The organism is Halorubrum sp. Atlit-26R (genome assembly GCF_003666015.1).
Classification (GTDB): domain Archaea; phylum Halobacteriota; class Halobacteria; order Halobacteriales; family Haloferacaceae; genus Halorubrum.
This window is the reverse complement of the sequence record NZ_QPLT01000201.1, coordinates 1-746: the sequence shown is the minus strand read 5'-3', so window position 1 is coordinate 746 and position 746 is coordinate 1. Positions and strand designations below refer to the sequence as shown.

The window sequence follows — 746 nt, the reverse complement described above, 5'->3', positions numbered from 1 at the left end:
GTGCGACATCTTCAACCTCTTCAGTTCGCTCGGGACGATCGCCGAGATCTCGAACCGCCTCCGTGACCACAACGTCTACGTGAACCTCGCGTCGGGGTCGAAGGTGACCGCGATCGGCGGGATGATCGCCTGTATGGTCACCGGCGCGATCCCGTACTACGTCCGCGCGGAGGAGTACGCGGGCGGCGAGGAGCGACCGGTGGCCTCGGGCGCGAAGCCGCCGGAGACGCTCCCGAAGTACCCGATCGAGGAGCCGAACGCCGAGCGCGTCGCCGCCCTCGCGTACGTCGAACGGAACCAGCCCGTCACCAAGAGGGACCTCATCGACTACGGCCGCCGGGAAGGCCTCCCCTTCGTCGAGCGCTACGACACCGATGGGATTCAGAACCCGGACCGTGGGTACTACCGGCGACTCAACACGCACGTCGTCGAGCCGCTCGTGAGCCGCGGGTTCGTCGAGGTCGAGGAACACTCCAAGTACCAGTACCTTTCCGTCACCGAGAGCGGGTCGAACCACCTGCGCGCGTTCCGCTACCTGCTCCGCGACTAAGTCGAGCCGCGATAGATGAGTCGCCTCCGCGATCTATCACGAGACCGGCACCGCGGGCTGCCCGAGCCTACGCGTTCGGGGCGGGCCGTGCGAACCAGTACCCGTATCCGAACGGGACGGCGCCGGCGACGATCCCGAAGCAGACGGCGAGCGGTCCGAAGACCAGCCCGACGACCCCGAGCGCGCCCGCGATCGC

1 protein-coding gene is annotated in these 746 nt (G+C 67.8%); it reads left to right on the top strand.

The window, feature by feature from the left end:
* On the top strand, window positions 1-550 hold a 550-nt coding region (locus DVK07_RS20115; RefSeq protein ID WP_121598562.1), incomplete at its 5' end, for a DUF6293 family protein.
* Window positions 551-746: the final 196 nt, after the last annotated feature.